Source organism: Collinsella stercoris DSM 13279, from assembly GCF_020735465.1.
GTDB classification, from domain to species: domain Bacteria; phylum Actinomycetota; class Coriobacteriia; order Coriobacteriales; family Coriobacteriaceae; genus Collinsella; species Collinsella stercoris.
The window spans coordinates 619,598-636,727 of the sequence record NZ_CP085935.1 but is presented as its reverse complement, the minus strand read 5'-3'; the positions used below and the strand labels follow the sequence as shown (position 1 = coordinate 636,727).

10 protein-coding genes are annotated in these 17,130 nt (G+C 55.2%); 6 read left to right on the top strand and 4 right to left on the bottom strand.

Translation table 11 applies throughout. The annotated features are described in order from the left end of the window. Positions 1–117: 117 nt before the first annotated feature. Positions 118–2,685, bottom strand: coding sequence for a hypothetical protein (locus tag LK434_RS02740; protein ID WP_006721367.1), 2,568 nt, complete (start codon positions 2,683–2,685; stop codon positions 118–120). 260 nt (positions 2,686–2,945) lie between these two features. After that, positions 2,946–3,740: a glycosyltransferase gene (locus tag LK434_RS02735; RefSeq protein WP_006721368.1), complete on the bottom strand. Its 795-nt coding sequence runs from the start codon at positions 3,738–3,740 to the stop codon at positions 2,946–2,948. 411 nt (positions 3,741–4,151) lie between these two features. Between LK434_RS02735 and LK434_RS02730 the strand changes: the two genes are divergently transcribed. Both LK434_RS02730 and LK434_RS02725 read left to right on the top strand, forming a co-directional pair. Next, positions 4,152–5,405, top strand: a complete 1,254-nt coding sequence (locus tag LK434_RS02730) for a lipopolysaccharide biosynthesis protein (protein WP_227917821.1) — start codon at positions 4,152–4,154, stop codon at positions 5,403–5,405. A 140-nt stretch (positions 5,406–5,545) separates the two neighbouring features. Continuing rightward, positions 5,546–8,665 carry a C39 family peptidase gene (locus tag LK434_RS02725; protein WP_187371215.1) on the top strand — a complete coding sequence of 1,040 codons (3,120 nt, stop codon included), beginning with the start codon at positions 5,546–5,548 and terminating at the stop codon, positions 8,663–8,665. A gap of 194 nt (positions 8,666–8,859) precedes the next feature. Here LK434_RS02725 and LK434_RS02720 read toward each other — a convergent pair whose 3' ends face one another. Beyond that, entirely contained in the window at positions 8,860–12,009 is a 3,150-nt protein-coding gene (locus LK434_RS02720; RefSeq protein ID WP_083784226.1) for an NlpC/P60 family protein, read from the bottom strand. Between the two features lie 214 nt (positions 12,010–12,223). Here LK434_RS02720 and LK434_RS02715 point away from each other — a divergent pair, with 214 nt between their 5' ends. Both LK434_RS02715 and LK434_RS02710 read left to right on the top strand, forming a co-directional pair. Beyond that, on the top strand, positions 12,224–13,051 hold the full coding sequence (locus tag LK434_RS02715) for an ABC transporter permease (RefSeq protein ID WP_006721372.1): 828 nt from the start codon (positions 12,224–12,226) through the stop codon (positions 13,049–13,051). An 89-nt stretch (positions 13,052–13,140) separates the two neighbouring features. Further along, on the top strand, positions 13,141–13,896 hold the full coding sequence (locus LK434_RS02710; protein WP_006721373.1) for an ABC transporter ATP-binding protein: 756 nt from the start codon (positions 13,141–13,143) through the stop codon (positions 13,894–13,896). 474 nt (positions 13,897–14,370) lie between these two features. On the opposite strand, the gene LK434_RS02705 is transcribed toward LK434_RS02710, so the two are convergent. Then, on the bottom strand, positions 14,371–14,655 hold the full coding sequence (locus tag LK434_RS02705) for a transposase (protein WP_006721374.1): 285 nt from the start codon (positions 14,653–14,655) through the stop codon (positions 14,371–14,373). Between the two features lie 195 nt (positions 14,656–14,850). On the opposite strand from LK434_RS02705, the gene istA reads away from it, so the two are divergent. Together istA and istB are read left to right on the top strand one after the other, a co-directional pair. Beyond that, entirely contained in the window at positions 14,851–16,323 is a 1,473-nt protein-coding gene (gene istA, locus LK434_RS02700; RefSeq protein ID WP_050755028.1) for an IS21 family transposase, read from the top strand. Continuing rightward, positions 16,307–17,077 (top strand): IS21-like element helper ATPase IstB, encoded by a 771-nt coding sequence (gene istB / locus LK434_RS02695; RefSeq protein WP_227917820.1) that lies wholly within the window; start codon positions 16,307–16,309, stop codon positions 17,075–17,077. Before istA ends, istB begins: the two co-directional genes overlap by 17 nt. Positions 17,078–17,130 lie beyond the last annotated feature (53 nt).

Sequence of the window (17,130 nt, the reverse complement as noted above, 5' to 3'; positions counted from 1 at the left end):
TAATTATAACGCTACTTAAGAAGGCAAGCACATAGGCAAGACGCAATCACCTCCACCCACATCGTACCGATCGTAAGTGACACCTTAATATCTTAACCAGCTCTAAGCTAAAAACAGCTAACCAGCCCTACCCTTAATAAGGACTATTCGAGAAGGACCGTCGATATTGACGATGGACGAGATTCTGTTTCCGTATGCATCAGAATGCCAAAAAAGGTTTTGATTGGAAGTGAGGCCCCAGAAGAATCCAATATGGCAGTCGGTGACATAGGGACTTGTGGGATACATAAAGATGATATCTCCACGTTGCGCCTTGCCCGATGATAACAAGGCGGACACATTGGCAAATGTATACATCTCGGCACCAGAATCGATTGCATACCCATACCAGCGCCAAGCATTTACATATTCACCGCGCCCAGGGTTAGTCCATGGAGAATGACCGTTGGAAGCGGACACCGGAGCAAGATTAGCCCCCAAAGCTCGATAAGCATGTGCGACGAAACCGCCACAGTTCATACCGGTATAACCATCGGAACGCGGGCTTCCCTTAGGGCACATGCATCCCGAAACCGATAAGCTTGTAGAATACCTTGTACCCAGATAGTAATAATCAGAGCTGTGCGACTGTAACCAAGAAACCAAACGGGATCGGGAAATACCCAAGAAAGAATAAGGAGCCGCCGGAGGAACCTCGAAATAGGCGTCCTGCGTGGACCCGGGGGCGGAGGCATTCCTGCTCGTGATGGTCACCTGAATCGCCTCAGCTTGGAGCCCCAACTTTGAAGTTCCAGCGTATGCTCCATTCTTTGCCCAGCCGAGCCATCCATAGTCTTCAACATGAACTCGATACCAAACGTCATAATACTTCGCCGCCTCACCTGTAAGAGAGATAGCGATAGCCTGAAGATCATTGCCTTGTCCCGGCGCCCCAGCGATTGCATCGCCGTCAACCGTGTCTTGCCAGCCAAGATTGGCAAGATGGGCGCGATAGCTCAATCCCCCGGGGACAGAACCGCTATAGTTCATTTTAAACGCTTCAAGTGCACAACCTCGTCCCGTTACGCCGGCGACACCGGAATTCGAAACCGTCGAACCCCAACCAGCGCCCGCAGAATATGCGCTGTAAGCAATCGAAGGCTTTTCCAGAAATGCCGTCCCATCACCTGGTGCCGAAGCTCCCTTTCTCTGAACGAGCACCTCAACAGCCTCGACAGGAGAGGACAAGCCTGATGACCCTGCAGAAGCGCCATTCTTAGTCCAGCCAAGCCACCCGATATTGCTGATATGGGCACGGTACCAGATGTCATAAGAATCACAAAGGTCGCCAGACAGGTTGATGCGAATCGCTTCCACAGGGAGGCCGCGTCCCGTTGTGCCTGCAGTCGCACCGTCTGCGACCGCCTCTTGCCAGCCGATATTAGAAACATGGGCGGCATAATTCACCGAGCCCGACCCGAGCCCAGACAAGGAGATGGAGAACGCTTCGAGCGCGAGACGGCGTCCAGTCGTGCCGAGCGTAAACGAAGGGGTCGGAGAAGATGACTTCGAAGTGCGCCAACCAATATTGGAGCTGCACGAACTCCAGATTGCAGTGGGTGCCCGGAAAGCGTTCGCGGTGTCGCCCGGCGCCCCCTGACCCTTGGGCACGAGGCGCACCTCGATCGCCTGGGCGGCCTTTGCGAAGCCCTGGGAGCCAGCGCTCGCTCCGTTGGACGCCCATCCGCCCCAGCCGAAATCCGCTGAGTGCACTCGGTACCAGACGTCGAACGCGGCGGAAGCCTCGCCGGTCAGCTTGATCTGCAGCGCCTCGATGGGGAGGTTTCGTCCAGTAGTTCCAATCTGACCACTCGTCCAACCTTGCCAGCCCACCTCAGATACATGGGCACGCGCCTGCACCCCACCCGATCCAGCGCCACCGCCCAATGCCAATGTAAGGGCCTCAAGGTTGAGGTTCTTCCCCGTCGTTCCTGCCATGTCGCCATCGAAAGATTTACTCTGCCAGCCAATTTCCTGCACATGCGCTTGGTAGCCGATCAAATATGTACGAAAAGCGTTCGCGGTGTCGCCCGGCGCCCCCTGGCCCTTGGGCACGAGGCGCACCTCGATCGCCTGGGCGGCCTTTGCGAAGCCCTGGGAGCCAGCGCTCGCTCCGTTGGACGCCCATCCGCCCCAGCCGAAATCCGCTGAGTGCACTCGGTACCAGACGTCGAACGCGGCGGAAGCCTCGCCGGTCAGCTTGATCTGCAGCGCCTCGATGGGGAGGTTCTTGCCAACCGTGCCAGCAACGGCACCCTCTCTAACCCAATCCTGCCATCCTATGCTTGAAACATGAGCACGGATCTGAAGATCCGAGCCTGTTACGCCATCAAGAAAAACGCGCAGCCCTTCAAGATTGAGATTCTTCCCCGTTGTTCCCGCAACACCACCTGAACCAACTGCCGGCAACCATCCAATGTCTTGGACGTGGGCCTCAGTGCGGAGCGAAGGCGAGACATCGATGACCTGACTAGAATCATCCCCTTCCTTTTCGACACCGTCGCCACCCGTCATTACTCCAACAACTTCGTTATCGTCCTCTTGGGAAAACTCGTCGGTCTTTCCGGCTCCGGCGTCGAAGTCTTCGCAACCATTCGCTACCAGGCCGTTAGAATCCTCCGATTGTGTATTGGAACCAAGTTCCACCTCGGCCCCTTAACCAGCAACGAGAGAGCCGGCGACCCCCAAATCAGAACTATCTTCAACTTGATCTACCGTCTTAGCTTGTGACACAACTGGCGGTTACAGCAAAGTCAAAAGAAGCCCAAGTGCCATGACTTGAGGAACTTTACGAGACAATGCAATACGAATCATTGTTACCGATAGTCCATTCCATGCTCTTCTGAATAACCAAAACCTTGGATTTCTCGCACAGGCACCTTTAAGGCAAAATCGAGAAAGAAGGATCAGAGCTGATTGCTGTCCATACTAGTTGAGTAAACTCTTGCAACTAGCTTCGCAATTGCCTTTGGCCAGAACATTTCAAACATGGTCAAATCCTCCCTTGACCTTGTATCATTCTTAATAGAGGCGGTTGTTTCAGACCCCTCATGGATCCGATGTCTCATAAGAAGCTCAGGAAGATAAATAAACTCACCGGGCAGTCTCGAAAAGCGCTCCCAGGTCTCCCAGTCCAAATTGCATCGCATGTCCTCAAAAAATAAAGGGTCAGGAAGATTGGGGCGGCAGTATGTAACCGATGGGCAACAAATCGGAGAACCAAAAGATAGAATTCTCCTACGGACGAGAATTGATGCAGCGTGACGCTTGTTTTTTAGAGAAGAAAGCAGTATCCGCTTAATACGAAGGAGCCTGGAAACGTCAACCGGCTTAGAGTCACGCAACTCGCCATAATCTGTAAACGCGATTAAAGGAAGTTCCGAATTATTCATTGCGGAAAGGACGGCGCGGGTGTAGGCGGGAAGATACACATCGTCCTGATGAGCGATTGTTACTAGATCGGTGTCACAATAACCAACCGCGCAATTCCAATCGTGACCGATGCCGGGACGCCCTTCATTTATAAAGAGTGGTATCTCGTATTTCTCAGCAATGTGTAAGATATGCGAATTGGAAGTCGACGTGGCAATGATAATCCGCGATTGAACATCTTGCGACAACAAAGACTGGATACATTCTTCAAGATATGGCGATTCGCCATACGCAACAACAGCAAACGTGTGGTCAGAAGGTCCATACATATAGTAACATGCCTCTTTAATAACACAGTAAGAAAAGTCCTGGCTCTTGTACAAAGCGCTGGAACTTATCAAACGGACATCAAACGCATTGCATTATACGCCCATAGACGGATCGCTGATTTAGGAAGCAATAGTCCAATCAACGTAAAGCCGTTGGCTTTATTTTCAATCTCATCAAAGCGCCTCCATACACCTCAAATCTTTTCATCGTCATTTTTTGAAATACGAAGGTAAGGAACGCCCCCTCCCGATTCATATCCGCAGAAACAGCAGGACATCAACGTTTCACTTAATGTGGGAAATGTACCCAACTGATACATCGCCCAATCTCTGGAGCCCATATGCGAGTATCATCTCGACGGTATTGTCGTACACCCACACCCGCAAGAGACAGCAGCAACAGGAGATGGCATGGGAAGCGCCACATCGAGGCCTCAACCTTTATCAACTGCAAAGAATACCCTATGGAACCTCACTGGCTGCCTCTTCTATCTAGGGTGCCAGTGGCTCACGACCGTAATCGTCGTGGTGCTTTCCAGTGATTACTCCAACTCGGGGTTTCTTGCCTTTGCCATGTCAATTGGCAACATGTTCGCCTCTCTTGCGCTCTACAAAATTAGAACTTATCAAGTTTCCGATATCGCCAACGAGCACTCAAGCGGTGAATATGTTGCGTTTCGTTTTGCAACCATCGCAGCGAGCTTCGCCCTCTTGACCATCTACCTCATTGTCATAGCGCCGGGGGACGCGATGGTCGTCTCCACACTGGCGTTTCTGCTCTTTAAGGCCGACGAAACGTTCGCAGATGTTCTTTACGGCGTTGACCAAAAGTACGGAAGAATGGATTACATAGGGAAGTCGCAGATTCTTCGCGGCCTTGCAACGATTATCGGATTCACAGTCCCTCTTGCAATAACCGGTTCTGTAACCCACGCCATTTTTGGAATGACGCTTCTATGCTTTGTTAACACGATTCTATACGACGTTCGCCATGCCCGTCGTCTTGATTCAATTGCACCCCGCTTCAACAAAGCCGATCTCACAAAACTTGCAAAAGCTTGTGCCCTCCCCACTATCGCCAATTTCTGCGCTACCTCCATCGTCTCAGTCGTGAGGCAAAACTACGGAATCCTCGCAGGCGATGAGCTGCTTGGCATCTACGCCAGCATTGCGACGCCGGCGGTGCTAATTCAGGCAGGCACTGCATTCCTCTATAGCCCGTTGATTGGGAAAATGGCGTCTTCGCTATATTCGGAGGGCAAACTTGAATTTAGGAAAGTCTTCCTCAAGGTGCTTTTGTCCATCGCTGTGATTATGACACTTGGCGTTATCGCCCTATCGTTTGTGGGCGAGGATAGCCTTATCTTTATCTTTGGCGAGGGGCTTGAGCCACATGCTTGGATCTTTCCGTATGTACTCGCAGGAACGGTATCGATTGCAATCCTGCTCTACATAAACGATGCACTCATTATCCTGCGCGACAACCGTACGCAAATAGCTATCAACGCTCTTGCACTCATCCTTGCCGCCATGCTTTCTAAGCCCCTTATCGCTTCATTCGGCATGAACGGGGTCAATCTTGCGATTCTTGCAGCGGTCATCCCTGCAGCATTCATTGGATTTACTAAAATAATGATGAACTGTAATAAGCAATCTGACGAGTAGACCAATTCACTCAGAGGGATGTACGCCCAGACAAGCCGATTCAACACTGGAAGTAGGCGAAAATGTTGGCACTTCATTGTGGCAATGAGCGACAATCTCTTGGCACCGGCAGACGCAGCGCCCGTGCAAGGCAAATCGCCATGGCGATTTGCCTTGGCCTCATGCCAGCTGCACTAGGCACATGCGCCATCACCGTACATGCAGAGCCACTGCAAACAGAGCACATCGAATCCTCGTCCAATTCCGCCGTTGTGTCAGACGACCAGGCAGCTTCAGCTATCGAAGCCACAGTCACTCCCCCATCCGAGCAAAGCACCAACGCGCCTTCTGAGCCCGAATCCACCGTTCAGCCCGAAGCTAGCACCGAGCAAGCGCAGCCATCAAACGTGAAAACAGACGATGCGGCAATCAGCTATTCCGCGCACATTAGTGAGCTTGGTTGGCAAGATCCTTCACCAATGGGCGAAATCGCCGGTTCCACTGGAAAGAACCTCGCATTAGAGGCTTTGTCGTTCGAGTGCAGCGGCTTCGAGACAATCGACCTTCAGGTTAGATGCCACATCTCCGACCTTGGCTGGCAACCATACCAAACAGGAGATCAAATTGCAGGAACCGTAGGACAAGCAAGACACCTCGAAGCCATTTCCATCAAGCTGTCTGGATCCACCGCCCAAAGCTATGACGTGTACTATCAGGTCCATGTTTCTAACATTGGCTGGCTTGACTGGGCCTCCAATGGAGCAAACGCTGGCACCGTAGGCTACGGCTATCCAATTGAGGCCATCAAAATCACTCTCGTTGAAAAGGGAACAGAAGCACCAGGGCCGACGCAAAATCCATTCCGCGATCGGGCGCAGGAACCCCCCGCCCTTGAATATCAAGCGCACGTTAGAAACACAGGGTGGCAATCACCCGTTACGGATGGCAAAACTTCAGGCACAACGGGAAAAGGCCTGTCGATAGAAGCCGTCCGAGCCTCTGCATCGTGGTGTGCACACACCGGCACCGTTGAAATGCGCGCACATGTGTCGGACATCGGATGGATGGAGTGGAAATCGGGGGAATGCGGAACCACGGGGATGGGGAAGCCCGTAGAGGCCTTGCAGGTTCGCCTTACTGGCCAACTCGCTGAAGCGTATGACGTTTGGTATCGAGTTCATGTCTCTGAAATCGGATGGATGGGCTGGACCTCCAACGGAGAGCCAGCCGGCACCAGTGGCAAATCGCTGCAGGTGGAAGCCATCGAAATACGCCTTGTAGAAAAAGGGGGCACAGCTCCGGGCGACTCAACCAACTCATGGCAAGGCCAATCTGAATCTATGTCTGGCACTCTAAAGACATGGAGCGGGAAGACTCACTCCTCCAGCGGCGATTCGCTGATTTTGGGAGCACCAGAAGCTTCAGCTCCAGCAATCGGCATGACCTTACAACTCAACAGCCTCATCACGGACGGAAGCATTCAGTATCGAGGCTTATTTGAATTCTCCGGATGGAGCTCATGGCAATCTGACGGGCGATCGCTCAATTCTGGTGACGCCCAGCAGATTGAAGCCATCCAAATCAAACTAGCCGGTAGCATTTCTTCCAAGTATTCCGTTTGGTACCGCGTGCACAACACATCGAATACATGGAGCGGGTGGGCAACAAATGGCGAACCCGCTGGATTTGACGGCTTTGGATCCGGAATAAATGCCGTCGAGATCCGCATTGTTAAAGTTGGATCAGCTACGCCAGGTCCTCAAGATGGAGCGATGTCGACAAACACCTCCTCAACAATGATTCGCATGCAGGCTCACTCCGCAGACATCGGTTGGCAGCAATCTGCAACAGACGGTATCGTCGGGACGCAAGGCAAAGCGCAACCTCTGCAGGCTTTCCGCATTGACCTAAAGGGTGCTCAGTCTAACAGCTCGATCGAAGTTCAAGCTCATGTGGCCGAGCTCGGCTGGCAACCAGCCGTATCCAACGGCGCGGTTTCTGGTACAACTGGCAAGAATCTTCCTATGGAAGCCCTCAAGCTGCGACTTACAGGCCCCGCAGCGGAGACATATGAACTCTTCTACCGCGTTCACGTCTCTGATTTCGGTTGGCTCGGCTGGACTAAGAACGGTCAAATAGCTGGCACAACGGGACTCGCGAAAAACATCGAGGCAATTGAGGTCAGGTTAGTGCCAACAGGCGCTCAATTACCGGCAACGGGCATCCCCTCATATATCTCCCTCCCCTCCCTCGCCTCCCAAGCCTACATTACGGGCGAGGGCTGGACCAAATCGGTCGGCAATGGCGAAATTGTCGGAACAACCGGCAAGGCCAAGACACTCGAAGCGCTTAAAATTGATGTACCTAGCCAACTGACCGGCAGCGTGAGCTATAGCGTCCACGTAAGCAACGTTGGCTGGATGAATAGCGTCACCGACAACGCAACGGCTGGCATTATCGGTCAAGGTCAAAAACTTGAGGCAATTAAGATTTCGCTAACGGGCGACTTATCCAAATACTTTGATATTTGGTATAGGGCCCATGTGGAACAGTATGGCTGGCTCGGGTGGACAAAAAACGGAAATGCAGCCGGAACAGGAAGCCTCTCTTATCGCATGGAGGCGCTCCAAATCAAGATTACTCCGAAGGGGGTCGCAGCGCCCGGATCAACCCAGAAGCCGTTTACCGACAAGCCTTTTAAAGTCAATTACGCGCTGCTTGACGTTCCGTGCTTGCTTCAAATGCCCCAGCTCCCCACAGGTTGCGAATCAGTCGCACTTACCAACACGCTAAACTACTACGTTTTCGGGTTGTCTAAAACAACCATGGCAGACTCGTATATTCCACGTAGCAATTGGGACTTTGTGACCTCTTTTTGGGGCGACCCCCACTCTGCGCGAGCGGGCAACTGCTGTTCTGCCCCGGCAATCACAAACGCAGCCAACAAGTTTCTTGCGCAACGAGGAAGTAGCTTGCGCGCTTACGACGTCTCGGGCATTTCACTCGAGGGCATGTACTCAAACATTCAAGACGGTGCGCCCGTGATTGTTTGGAGCACAATGTATCAGCAGCCAATTGGCCAACAATATGCTTGGCAAAACTATAATGGCAAACGCTATATCACTGTCACGAACTCTCACACCATTGTGCTGCGTGGCTTCGATCGCAACACGGGCAACGTCTACATCGCCGACTCCCTTTCAGGATACAAAACCGTTGATGCCAGCTGGTTCAACCGTCTCTACATTCAAAGAGGATCCCAGGCAGTTGTTATTAAGTAATCGAAACTCTAGACGTTTTGAAATAGGGACGGGTGGTCGATTTGTCTTGGATCGACCACCCGTCATTTTGTCCTAGAGCATAACCGTCGCAAAGTTTTAAAGATAGAGGAAGGGCCGCCCACTTACGCAGACGGCCCAGAATGCGGCACGGCGTCTATCCTCTAGTCCTTAAGACAATCTAGTCGGGCTGTACATCAAGAAACATAAGGTCGCCCGGCTCCTATAGGGGTTCCTGGAGCATATAGGCTCCGAATCGTAACGCCAATACGCGGCCAAGAATCTATAATCTGCCCGTTGCCCAAATAGATGGCAATATGACCACTGTAATAGACAACGTCTCCTCGAATCATATTTGACACGCTCACAGGCTTGAAAGTGTTGTTCCTGTACCAATTCATGGAATTATAGGTCTGTTCGGGCAACCAGCGATGGTTGTATGGATTGTACCAACCCATATCCATACCCGTAGCGTAAAGGCACTGCAGGACGAGACCAGAGCAATCGACAGCCCCACCGGGAGCAGTTGAATATGGCTCTATGTACCTCGTGCCGAGATACTCGACCGCCCTTCCGATAAACGCCTCAACACATTGTTGACGCGTCGCATTGAATGGAATACGGGAAGGAGTGACATATGTAAATTCGCCATGACAATAGCTTGGCAACTTGACCGTCTTGTTGCTCACTTGCGGATATCCTGACGGATTCTGGAAACCCACATACGGCAGCGCTGCTTTATTGACATAGCTTGATCCGCTCGTTGCACCAGGAGCCGAACTCCCCTTCGCCCTTACAACAACCTGAATGGCCTGAATATTCAAGGCGCATGAGGTAGTTCCGGCAGTCATTCCATTAGATGCCCAAGCGAGCCAACCAATGTCATCAACATGAACCCGATACCAGATGTCAAACAGCTTAGAAAGGTCGCCCGTAAGGGAAATCTGAATTGCCTGCAGTGCGTTGCCCGACCCCGCGCCTCCAGCAACAGAACCCTCTTCAACATAGTTTTGCCAACCGATGTTTGCACAATGGGCTCGATATGAGACCGACCCGTCAACCGCAGAATCAATGCTTAGCTTAAAGCCATCTAAAGACCTTCCCTGTCCAGTAGTCCCCGCAACTGCGCCAAATGTCACAGTAGGCTGCCATGATCCTGCGATACTTGCAGAAATCAAGCCAACAGGAGCGGAGATAAATGCAGTCCCTTCGTTGGGGGCAGGAGCGCCCTTCTTGACTAGCCTGATCTGAAGAGCCTCGATGGGGCAGGACAACCCTGACGTCCCTGCCTCTCCGCCGTTTTTAGTCCAACCAAGCCATCCAAACCCCGCACAGTGCACGCGATAATACAAATCATAATGCGTGGCAATATTTCCATCGAGCTTTGCCTTTATGGCCTCCATGGATTTATGCTGGCCGGTTGTTCCCGCTGTCCCAGTTGCCCAATCCATCCAGCCAATCTCAGAAACGTGGGCAGATAACCGAATACAGCCCTCCTCATCTTCTCCAAGATTGGTAAGTGAAGCCTTTACGGCCTCCATAGGCAAAGCGCGCCCAGTTGTTCCAACGGTATTCCCGTCAGAAACATATCCTGTCCATCCAATATTAGATACGTGAGCCTGATAGCTAATTCCAAGCGGCTTCTTTCTAAAGGCATCCTCAGTTGCGGAATCAGAAGAATCAGGCGCCCGACCGTCCTTTTGCACTAAAACAAGCTGAATGGCTTCTGCGCTTTTAGCATACCCCTGCGTGCCGGCAGGCTCCCCGTTCTTAGCCCAGCCCATCCAGCCGATATCGGAAACATGCAAACGGTAATACACATCATAGACGTCGGATGCATTTCCTGACAACCGAAACCTGACAGCTTCAATGGGTAGATTCCTGCCCGTCGTTCCAATTTGGCCGGTCCGCCAACCTTGCCATCCAATTTCCGAAACATGAGCGTCTCCTTCAATGGCTCCCGACTCGTTAGGAAGCAACTGAGCCAGCTTAAACGAGATGGCTTGCAAAGAGAGCGCTTTACCAACAGTGCCCGCGGTCGCACCGTTGGAAGCGGTTGCAAGCCAACCCAAGTTTGTCACATGGGCAGCATACGAAACCGCTGCCGGAACGCACTGGAAAGCCTCATCTACAGCAGGGGCAGAAACAACCGGCGCAGCATCGTCCGATTCTTGGAGAAAGACCTGAATGCCCAGAATTGATTTTGCCTTGCCCTGCGTTCCCGCATATTCTCCGTTCTTGGCTAGGCCCATCCAACCAACACCATCGACAAACACCCGGTAATAGACATCGTGGGTTGACGCCAAATTCCCCGCAAGTTCAATTGAAATCGCCTGCATTGGTAAAGACTGCCCCGTTGAGCCAGCCATCTGTTCTCCGGTTACGGCAGAGGCCCACCCTTTCTCCGCAACATGCGTGGTAATACGAAGGCTGTTTTTTATCAGTTGATCGGATGTGTCAAATTCAATAGCTTCAACAGGATGTTCTCTCTCAAGGTCTCCCCCAATATCCCCAGAACCAACCGGGTCCATCCAACCCACATTAGAACAATGAACGCGAAAGCCAAGCTGCAAAGAGCCTTCGGTAGAAAGGCTGGATGGCACATCGCCTTCAACAGCAGAGTCGAAAGGTCCAGAATCTGAGGGCAAGTCCTCGCCATCGGAATCAAGCGCGGATTCAGAAGACTCGCCTTCAATTCCTCCATAATCCTTGATGTGCGGAATGTCGGAATATCCATCTTGCTCAGACCAGACTAGCACGCCGTTCGCCAAAGAATTGTCGGGTAGATCTTCCCACCAAGAAGAGCGAGCCATTACGCCAACGAGATAACCCTGCTCCTGGAAATTATCCAAAGCAGACGTTAAAACACTGAGCTGCTGCGACGTGTGAGCCTCATCAGACAAGCTAAGGAACAGAGGGCAGTCGAGGGTCGTGGAGCTCAGAGCACGCAACATGCCATCAATTTGCGATTGCGCCAACGAAACGTCAGTAAAAAAATCACAGTACACGACGTGACGTCGTCCATCACTCTGCGCCCTTTCGAGCGTTTTGGTCCATGTGGAATCTACTACAAACGTTTGCGCAGCGGGATCCCAACCGCCCAAACGAATGGCGAGACCTTTTTCACTCGCAAAAACGTCTTGGTAGTTGAGCTCATAGGCAACTCTCGATTCGCTCGCAGCGGCGAAGGCAGGATCCTCGCAAGTGTTTGAAGAGGATGGCTCGGTTGACAAGTCCTCTGCGGCCAATCCTTCAACATCCTCCGAATAGCCTACTTGAGGGATTGAAAACGATGTGCCAATGGCAATCAACAAAATAGCCGCCTTGAGAACTATGGACCGTCTCACGTGGACCCCTCTCTCAATGAATCATGAATCGTATTTCATGATAACACCACAACTATACAAATCTGTGTCCTCGGTTACTCGCGCGGATTGGCTACCGACCACATATTCCTAGCCTTCGGTGCTTATCATCTCCATCCCATGCAGAAACCGTGCCCATATAGGTCGCATGCTAAAATGGGGGCTCATCTAATACTTCTACTGAGGAGCACTGCTCGTGGCCGACACTGCAACAACCTCCAGCGCATCTGTCTCGCCTTACGCGAAAACCGAGCGTGATAAAAACCGCTTCATTCTCAAGCAGCTCGTCACCAAGGACTTCAAACTCAAGTATCGCCGCTCGGTTCTCGGCGTCGTCTGGTCGGTGCTCAACCCCCTGCTCATGATGGTCGTCATGAGCATCGTGTTCTCGTTCCTCTTTAGCAACGGCATCGAGAACTTCCCGCTCTACCTCATCTTGGGCAACATCACGTTCTCATTCATGTCCGACTCCACCAGCGCCGCGCTCACGTCCTTCCTTGACGCCGCACCCCTCCTCAAAAAGGTCAAGATCTCCCGGTTCGTTTTCCCCGTGCAAAAGGTCCTCTTTGCGCTCGTCAACTTCGCCTTCTCGCTCGTCGCGGTCGCCATCGTCATGTTGTGGTTTCGCGTTATGCCCACTTGGCATCTCATCTGGCTGCCCGTCTGCCTTGCCCTGCTCATCGTCTTCTGCATCGGCATCGGCCTTGTTATCGGTTCGCTCGCCGTGTTCTTCCGCGACGTCATCCACCTGTGGAGCGTCATCCTCACCGCGTGGACCTACCTCACGCCCTTGTTCTGGGACTTCCAGCTGCTCATCGACAAGGGTGCCCCCTTGTGGGTTATCGGCATCGTCAAGGCGAACCCCATGTACGGCTTCGTGACCTTCATGCGCGACATCTTCCTGTGGAACCAGAGCCCCTCGCCCGAAATCATCGCGCTGTGCGCCATCTGGTCCCTCGCCATGCTCGCTCTTGGCATCATCGTGTTCCGCAAGACCCAGCACAAATTCATCCTGTACGTCTAGACCCCTCCCGCCCCCACCATCACCGCGACTTGCGACAACCTGCACCGCGACGACAACATCCGTCAACCGTAACTACCCAAAGGGTCACCATGGCTACCAACAACTCTTCTGAATACGCCATCGAGGTCAACGACGTAACGATGATCTTCAATATGGCATCCGAGCAGCTCAACAGCCTCAAAGAGTACTTCATTAAGCTCATGAAACACGAGCTGTTCTTCAACGAGTTCCGCGCGCTCAAGCACATCTCCTTTAAGGTAAAGCCCGGCGAAGTCGTGGGCTTGGTGGGAACGAACGGCTCCGGCAAATCCACCATGCTTAAAGTCATCGCGGGCGTTCTCGAGGCGAGCGAGGGCGAATGCGTCGTGCGGGGCAACATCGCGCCGCTCATCGAGCTCGGCGCGGGCTTTGACCTGGAGCTCACCGCGCGCGAGAACATTTACCTCAACGGCGCGCTGCTCGGATACACCGAGAAGTTCATCGATGAGCACTTCCAGGAGATCGTCGACTTTGCAGAGTTGCCGGACTTCGTCGACATGCCCATGAAGAACTTTTCCTCGGGCATGGTCGCGCGCATCGCCTTCGCCATCGCGACCATCACTGAGCCCGATATCCTCATCGTGGACGAGACGCTCTCCGTGGGCGACGTGTTCTTCCAGGAGAAGTGCGAGCGCCGGATCCAGAGCTTCATCGACAATGGAAACGTCACGGTGCTGTTCGTAAGCCATTCAATCGAGCAGGTGGAACGCATCTGCACGCGCGCCGTGTGGATCGAGAAGGGCGACCTGCGCATGGACGGTCCCGTCCGCGAGGTCTGCGACGCCTACCGCGCGCAATTCGCGTAAGCGCGCACGCAGATATCGAGCAGAGGGCCCTCCGGCGCGTCCAAATCGGATCGCACCGGAGGGCCCTCGCCATCTCAGAAAGGTGCCTGTCCCCTTTCTGAGATGGCGCACCCATTCGGAAACGCCCACCGATTGAACCGGGAGATTACAGGACGAATTGACATAAACTGCCTCCCATTTCTCTTAGCCAGAAATGAGATGCAGTTCAAATGTGGGGGTTCCTCAACCATTTGACTCGCCTTGGTCCCTTCCCAGAGGGATGCAGAAGCTCAAACTGCCATTATTTCTAAGAAGCACATCGTCTTACTCGACGCGCAAATCATCGCGACACAACGCAATGCTATCGATTCTTGCTTCAAGCTTTTCTTGGCAGATCGCGTCGGAAATGTTGGTGTAAGCGAGGTCGATAAAGGGGCGGCCGCAGGCTGTTCGAGGAACCGAGAATCGCCTAGAATGCCGTCATTCTAGCGCATGCTACGCCGCCTTCCTGCCGGGGATCGGGTTGTCGGCCACCACGAGCGCGATGATCCTGGCCGCGTGCTCGGCCGCTGTGCCCTCGTAGGCGTGCGCGGGCTCGTCGGCCTCGGCGCCCTCGACGGCCCTGCCGATCGAGTCGTCGCCGAACCAGCGGCGGCCCGCCCAGTCCTCGTCCATCTCCGAGAACACGGCGCCCATCATCCTGATGGACGGCTCCCTGCCGGGGAAGACCTGCACGACGCGGCTGCGGCGCTTGAGCTCGCGGTCGGCGCGCTCCTGCACGTTTGTTTTCTTTCAATAAGAAGTGACCAGAAATATCACCAGGAATTGAACATCCCGATGATCTGTTTCTGCACATCCCGTTCACGGGGCATGGCGTCTCTCCGCACATGAGCCGGAGGGCACGGCCATGCCCCACAATTCCTTTCTGGCGGGCAAGACGGCGACGAACGTCCCGCCAGAAGGAGGAAAGGAAAGATGACCGTGTCCCCTGACGTACAACAATGTATCAGACGGATGGATGCCGACGGAGCCGGGCCGACCGAGATGGCGGAGGCCCTCGGCGTGTGCCGCAACAGCGTGTACAAGTATTCGAGGATGGAGGACCTCTCCCCGCAGCCGCCCGTGGCGGAAAGGAGGAAGAGGCCTGCAATCGACAGGTACGCCGATTTTATCGTCGGCATGCTCGTGGACGACCGCTCCGTCCCCAGGAAGCAGCGCCACAGCGCGCAGAAGATCTTCGACAGGCTCGTCGCCGAGCAGGGCTACGCGGGATCCTATCCGACGGTGTGCCGCTTTGTGAGGGAATGGAAGCTCGCGCGGGAGCAGTCCCCACGCGACGGCTTCCTCGAGCTCGACTGGGCGCCGGGCGCCATGCAGGCCGACTATGGCGCCTTCACCGCCACCGTCGCAGGCGAGAGGCTCGAGCTGAAGCTCCTCGTCGCGACGTTCCCGCATTCGAACGCCCGCTTCTGCATCGCGATGACGTGCGAGAAGGCAGAGTGCTTCTGCGAGGGGCTCGCCGAGATATTCGAGATGGCGGGGCGCGCGCCGCGCCTCGTCGTGCTCGACAACGCCACCGAGGCGGGGCGGATGCTCTTCGGCAGGGTGACGGAGTCCAAGCTCTTCTCCCAGCTCAGGGCCCATTACCGCTTCGAGGCCAGGTTCTGCAACCCCGATTCCGGAAACGAGAAGGGATCGGCGGAGAATGCCGTGGGGTTCCTGCGCCGCAACCTCCTCGTCCCCGTGCCCTCCGTGCCGAGCCTCGACGCGCTGAACTCGATGCTGCTCTCCGGCTGCAGGAGGATCAACGCCGCGGCGGAGAGCAGGCTGCACGGACCTGCGCCCAAGGCCTTCGCCGAGGACCTCGCGGCGATGATGGCCCTTCCGGGCGTGCGCTTCGACTCCGTGAGATGGGTGCATGTCCGCTCGGACAAGAGGGGCTACATACAGCTGGGCGGCGTCTCCTGCTGCGCAGGCCCCGCCTGGCGCAGCCGCGACCTCCTTGCTGGCGCCGGAGCGCGCACGGTCGAGATCATGGACATGCACGGAAGGCATGCGGCATCCCTTCCGAGGTCGTGGAGGCAGGGAGAGCTCGTGAGGAATCCCGCGTCGCTCGTGCCTGCGCCGGTGGCGAGGCCGGGGGCGTTCGGCGAGTCGGTCATACGCAGGGACATGCCGGAAGCGCTCCTCTCCCATATGGACCGGCTGGAGAAGGATGACCTCAGGCGTGCGCCCAGGGCCATGGGGAGGGCATCGGACGCGTCCGGCTTCGATGCCGCGTGCCAGGCCGCGGAGCGCCTCTTCGCAGAGGGCAGGGTCCCGGACGATGCCTCGTGCGACGCGCTTGCGAGGAGGATCGCCTCGGGCGGCGCGGAAGGCGCGGGGGTCGACCTTGCCGCATGCGACCGCCTCGCGGGGAAGGGGGGCTCCGATGGGAAGCGGCGCTGAGGCCCTTGCCGAGCGCGTCGCCGCCGCCGGCGCGAGATGCTCGCTCACGAAGTCGCTCCTCGCCGACTGGGGCGTGCGCGGCACGCCGAGGCAGGTAGAATACCTTGCCGAATACCTCGAGGCAGAATGCGCAAGCAGGGATGCCTCGAGGAGGGCATCCCTGCTCAGGAGGTGCGCGCTTCCGCAGGCGAAGACGTCCGACGGCCACGACTGGACATCCGCCTCCTGGCCGGAAGGCTTCGGCCGGGCGGACCTGCCCTCGCTCTCGTTCCTCGAGAGGCGCGAGGGCCTCGTGCTCATGGGCGATGTCGGCGCCGGCAAGACCCACATGCTCGAGGCGATCTGCTCGCTGTGCTGCCAGCAGATGCGCCCTGCAAGGTTCTTCACCGCATCGTCGCTGGTCATGCGCCTGAGGCGCGCACGCGATGCGGGATCGCTCGACCGCGAGCTCGCCCAGCTCGCGAAGGCCGACATCCTGGGGATAGACGAGCTCGGCTTCCTCCCCCTCGACACCGACGGGGCGAGGCTGCTCTTCCAGGTCATATCCGAGAGCCACGAGCGGCAGTCCCTCGTGATCACCACGAACCTCGAGTTCGCGCGCTGGGGCGCCGTCTTCGGGGACGGCCAGATGGCTGCTGCCGTGATAGACCGCATCTGCCATCACGGGAGGCTTCTGAAGTTCAGCGGCGAGTCCCGGCGCATGAGGCATGCCCTCATATCGGGAGATGGCACGCCTGAAGGGCAGCTGGCCTAGCAGTCTCCATGCGGCGCATTCAGGCACAGGAATTGAACACCGGATGTCCGGTT

Excerpts from the sequence above, each read along its gene's own strand:
- LK434_RS02735 (WP_006721368.1), bottom strand. The coding sequence starts at position 3,740 with ATGTATGGACCTTCTGACCACACGTTTGCTGTTGTTGCGTATGGCGAA.
- LK434_RS02730 (WP_227917821.1), top strand. The coding sequence starts at position 4,152 with ATGGGAAGCGCCACATCGAGGCCTCAACCTTTATCAACTGCAAAGAAT.
- LK434_RS02725 (WP_187371215.1), top strand. The coding sequence starts at position 5,546 with ATGGCGATTTGCCTTGGCCTCATGCCAGCTGCACTAGGCACATGCGCC.
- LK434_RS02710 (WP_006721373.1), top strand. The coding sequence starts at position 13,141 with ATGGCTACCAACAACTCTTCTGAATACGCCATCGAGGTCAACGACGTA.
- istA (WP_050755028.1), top strand. The coding sequence starts at position 14,851 with ATGACCGTGTCCCCTGACGTACAACAATGTATCAGACGGATGGATGCC.
- istB (WP_227917820.1), top strand. The coding sequence starts at position 16,307 with ATGGGAAGCGGCGCTGAGGCCCTTGCCGAGCGCGTCGCCGCCGCCGGC.